4 protein-coding genes and 1 pseudogene are annotated in these 4,540 nt (G+C 66.3%); 3 read left to right on the forward strand and 2 right to left on the reverse strand.

All coding sequences use genetic code 11. The features are described from left to right. Together Q4A20_RS14810 and Q4A20_RS14815 are read right to left on the reverse strand one after the other, a co-directional pair. Positions 1 to 662 (reverse strand): annotated as a pseudogene (locus Q4A20_RS14810) (hypothetical protein); the annotation flags it as partial. Between the two features lie 176 nt (positions 663 to 838). Continuing rightward, positions 839 to 1,339, reverse strand: a complete 501-nt coding sequence (locus Q4A20_RS14815; protein ID WP_303124151.1) for a transcription repressor NadR — start codon at positions 1,337 to 1,339, stop codon at positions 839 to 841. Between the two features lie 601 nt (positions 1,340 to 1,940). Here Q4A20_RS14815 and nrdH point away from each other — a divergent pair. The 3 genes from nrdH to nrdE all read left to right on the forward strand — a co-directional run. Continuing rightward, positions 1,941 to 2,189: a glutaredoxin-like protein NrdH gene (nrdH, locus tag Q4A20_RS14820; RefSeq protein WP_303124155.1), complete on the forward strand. Its 249-nt coding sequence runs from the start codon at positions 1,941 to 1,943 to the stop codon at positions 2,187 to 2,189. Positions 2,190 to 2,205: 16 nt separating this feature from the next. Further along, a complete protein-coding gene (gene nrdI / locus Q4A20_RS14825) occupies positions 2,206 to 2,616 on the forward strand; it encodes a class Ib ribonucleoside-diphosphate reductase assembly flavoprotein NrdI (RefSeq protein WP_303124153.1) in 411 nt (136 codons plus the stop codon). Positions 2,617 to 2,660: 44 nt separating this feature from the next. Continuing rightward, on the forward strand, positions 2,661 to 4,540 hold a 1,880-nt coding region (nrdE, locus tag Q4A20_RS14830), incomplete at its 3' end, for a class 1b ribonucleoside-diphosphate reductase subunit alpha (RefSeq protein WP_303124157.1).

The following is a 4,540-nucleotide window of genomic DNA, read 5'->3' on the forward strand; positions in this document are numbered from 1 at the left end:
GGCGGGTCCGGCACGGCGCGCGTCACCGGGGGCGGCGAGTCCGGCGCCCGATCCGCGAAGGGGCGGGGAGCCGAGGCGCCGTCGACGTCACGCCCGGATCCCGAATGAGTCCGACCCGCGGACGGCCCGGGAGCCGAGTAGGGGGCCGGCGGCGGCCCGGGCGCCGCGGCCCGGGCGGCCGGCGCCTGCGGATGCTGGGCGGGATCGAGCACGGGGCCGTGCTGCTGAGTGGAGTCGAGCACGGGGCCGTGCTGCTGGGCGGCCAACTCGTCCAATTCATCAAGGGTTACCCGTGACGGATCCAGACCGTTCTTGATATCCAGCACGACCGCGTCGCTTGCTGCGCCCAGATGCATCAGTGCCAGCAGGGAGCGTGGAGTCCCGGTGGGCAGACCGGCATCGGCGTCCACGGTGAGCAGGCCGAGCATCAGGCCGCCGACGCCTCTGCCGTAAAGACAGTGGGCGACGAACTGCGCCACCAGGACTCCGAATGCGGCCAGCACCAGGGTGAGTCTGAGGAGGGCCGGACCCGGCAGCAGCAGGCCGACCGCGAGGGGCGGAAGCGCGGCCAGCACGTCGATGGCGATACTGGCGCCGACCCGTTGGCGCGGGGCCGCGCGACAACCGGCCGGGATCGGCCGGCTCGCGTATTGCGGGGTCAAGGTGCCTCCTTCGCCTCGAGGTGGTCGACAAGGGTCGCGGTGTGTGCCGTGATCCGGCGGCAGCATCGTTTGAGTCACGAGTATGGCACAGAATGCTGAGGCGCTGGCCTGTGCGATTGCCAATATGCCGGGTGCGGGGCTTCGTATGGGCGATTGCGACGGCCGCACGGAAGATCTCAGCGCAGGATGCCGAGCTCCTCCAGGCGCGCCTCGATTTCATCCAACTGAGACTCGGTGTCCGCCTCGACCGTGTGCGCGTGCCAGCCGTTGGTCAGCTCCGAGAGCGTGGAGGACTCGGTCATGCGCTCCAGGAAGAGCTCGAGCTCGGCGCGGTTGCGGATGAGCAGGTCCACGGTGATCTGGCCGTAGAGGCGATGCTCAATGATCGTGTCCAGTGCCATGCCGCCGGAGTCGATGATCGCGGAGAGTTCGGCGGCCACCTGCTCGCGGCCGTGCTGAACGTGGAAGACACGACGCGGCCTGGAACTGGGGCGGGCCAGTACGTAGCCGCGATTGGTGGCCCGAATGGCGTGGCCGGCCGCGCGCAGCAGAGCCACGTCACCGACGACGATCTGCCGGGAGACGCCGAGCTGCTCGCCCAGCAGTGCCGCGGCCAGGGGTGCGGTGGCGTTCTCGAGGCGGGCCAGGATCGCCTGCCGGCGCTCGGTTGCGTCCATGTCGCGTCGCCGTCCTCTCGGTTGTCCGCGGTAGGTGGGCGTGAGTCGTCTCATGGAACGTAGCACGGCTGCCGGGTGAGGTGGAATTGGATGGGTGGGGGCCTGTGGCGGCGCGACACGCCCGGCGGATGGTGATTCGCGAGGCATTTTCTGTGACTTGGTCCCCAGCCTGGGGACGGGTGCGGGTGCGCAAGGGCGCGGTCCCTGTGGAGGAGACGGCTAAGCGGTCGGAATTCATGTCGGACCCCCGCGGGAGCATGGGGGCGCCGATCCGGGACGGTCGGGGCGACGTCGTCGCCGGTCCTCCCGGAGCGGCCGATGTGGGGAAGCCGCATCGATTCCACAGGCGCGTCCACAGCGAGGAGCGTGCTGTCCACAGCTCGGGAGGGGCTATGCACAAGGAAACGGCAGACACATCATCTTGGGGTAGTGGCGCACCTCGACCCCCAGGGGTAGTGTTTCGAACAGCAGGGGGCGTTTGCCCTCCCGAGAACTACATGCGTGTGATTACATCCCGGTAAGCCGCCGTACGCGGTGTTGGCGCCGGGACGCGCACGGAACTACAGCAACCAACCCACCTCACTGCCAGGAAGTGACCGACATGGCGATCACCGTCTACTCCAAGCCCAACTGCGTCCAGTGCTCCGCGACCTACCGCGCCCTGGACAAGGCCGGCCTGTCCTACGAGACGGTTGACATCACCCTTGACGCCGAGGCCCTGGAGCAGGTCCGCTCCCTCGGCTACGCGCAGGCTCCCGTGGTCATGGCCGGCGGCGAGCACTGGTCCGGCTTCCGTCCGGACAAGATCAAGGCCCTCGCCGCGGTAGCCGTAGAGGCCGCCGCCATCTGAGTGGGGGCAGGCGTTCGTGAGCGACCGCCCCCTCCTCGTCTACTTCTCCTCCACCTCGGAGAACACTCGTCGCTTCGTTGAGCGGCTCGGCCTGCCCAGCGCACGCATTCCGCTGCGCCCGGGGGATGAGCCGTTGAGCGTCCACGAGGAATACGTCCTCGTCGTTCCCACTTATGGAGGAGGCGCCGTCAAGGGAGCCGTACCCAAGCAGGTCATCAAGTTCCTCAATGACCCGCACAACCGGTCGCTGTGCCGCGGCGTCATCGCCTCGGGCAACACCAACTTCGGCGAGGCCTACGGCATCGCCGGTGAGATCATCGCCAGCAAGCTCAATGTGCCCTTCCTCTATCGGTACGAGCTGCTCGGCACCGCTACCGACGTCGAACGCGTCAAAGAAGGATTGGACAAGTTTTGGCACAAACGCTGACGGATGTGACGAGCACCCCGCTCACGGCGACGCCGGAGCCGGAGGTGGCTGCGTCGTCGGTACCGGACCTCGACTACCACGCCCTTAACGCCAAGCTGAACCTGTACGACGCGAACGGCATGATTCAGTTCGACGCCGACCGCGAGGCTACGCGCCAGTACTTCCTCCAGCACGTCAACGACAACGCCGTCTCCTTCCCCTCCCTGGAGGAGAAGCTGGAGTACTTGGTGCGGGAGGGCTACTACGAGCAGCAGATACTGGAGCGCTACCGCCCCGAGTTCGTCGAATCCGCCTTTGAGGCCGCCTACTCCTACGACTACCGCTTCGAGACCTTCCTGGGCGCCTTCAAGTACTACACGTCCTACACGCTCAAGACTTTCGACGGCAAGCGCTACCTGGAGCGCTTCGAGGACCGTGTCACCATGGTCGCCCTGGCGCTGGGCGACGGCGATGAGGCCCTGGCTCTGGACCTGATCGAGGAGATGATGTCCGGGCGCTTCCAGCCGGCCACCCCCACCTTCCTCAACGAGGGCAAGGCCCAGCGCGGGGAGCCCGTCTCCTGCTTCCTGGTGCGCATCGAGGACAACATGGAGTCGATCGCCCGCGGCATCAACTCCGCCCTGCAGCTGTCCAAGCGCGGCGGTGGTGTGGCGCTGCTGCTGAGCAACCTGCGGGAGATGGGCGCCCCCATCAAGCGCATCGAGAACCAGTCCAGCGGCGTCATCCCGGTGATGAAGCTCCTGGAGGACTCCTTCTCCTACGCCAACCAGTTGGGTGCGCGCCAGGGCGCGGGTGCCGTGTACCTGCACGCCCACCACCCGGACATCATGCGGTTCCTGGACACCAAGCGGGAGAACGCGGATGAGAAGATCCGCATCAAGACCCTCTCGCTCGGCGTGGTCATCCCGGACATCACCTTCGAACTTGCTCGGGCGAACGAGGACATGTACCTGTTCAGCCCCTACGACGTCGAGCGCGTCTACGGGATGCCCTTCGCGGACATCAACGTAACCGAGAAGTATCGCGAACTGGTGGCGGATGAACGCATCCGCAAGGACAAGATCAACGCCCGCCAGTTCTTCCAGACGCTGGCCGAGATCCAGTTCGAGTCCGGCTACCCCTACGTCATGTTCGAGGACACGGTCAACCGGGCCAACCCGATCAAGGGCAAGGTGGTCATGTCCAACCTGTGCTCCGAGATCCTGCAGGTGTCCGAGCCGAGCGTGCTCAATGAGGACCTGTCCTACGCGCACGTGGGCAAGGACATCTCCTGCAACCTCGGTTCCCTGAACATCGCCAAGACCATGGACTCCCCGGATTTCGCTCGCACGATTCGCACGGCCGTGCGCGGATTGACGGCGGTATCCGACCAGACGGAACTGGAGTCCGTGCCGTCCATCAACCGCGGCAACCGCGAGTCCCATGCGATCGGCCTGGGGCAGATGAACCTGCATGGCTTCCTGGCGCGCGAGCGCATCCACTACGGCTCCGAGGAGGGCCTGGACTTCACCAACGTCTACTTCGCCTGCGTGCTGTACGCGGCGCTGACCGCCTCCCATGAACTGGCCGTGGAGCGTGGGGAGACTTTCGTCGGCTTCGAGGACTCCAAGTACGCGTCCGGTGAGTTCTTCGACAAGTACCTGAACCAGGACTTCGTCCCGGTCACGGAGCGGGTCCGCGAGCTATTCGCGGCGTCGTCGGTGCACGTGCCCACGCGCGCGGACTGGGCGGAGCTGGCGGAGAAGATCAAGCGGGACGGCATCTACAACCGCAACCTGCAGGCGGTACCGCCCACCGGCTCCATCTCCTACATCAACCACTCCACCTCCTCGATCCACCCGATCGTCGCCAAGATCGAGATCCGCAAGGAGGGCAAGATCGGGCGGGTCTACTACCCGGCGCCCTACATGACCAATGACAACCT

Origin of the sequence: Actinomyces sp., assembly GCF_030530635.1 — a bacterium.
Lineage (GTDB): Bacteria > Actinomycetota > Actinomycetes > Actinomycetales > Actinomycetaceae > Actinomyces.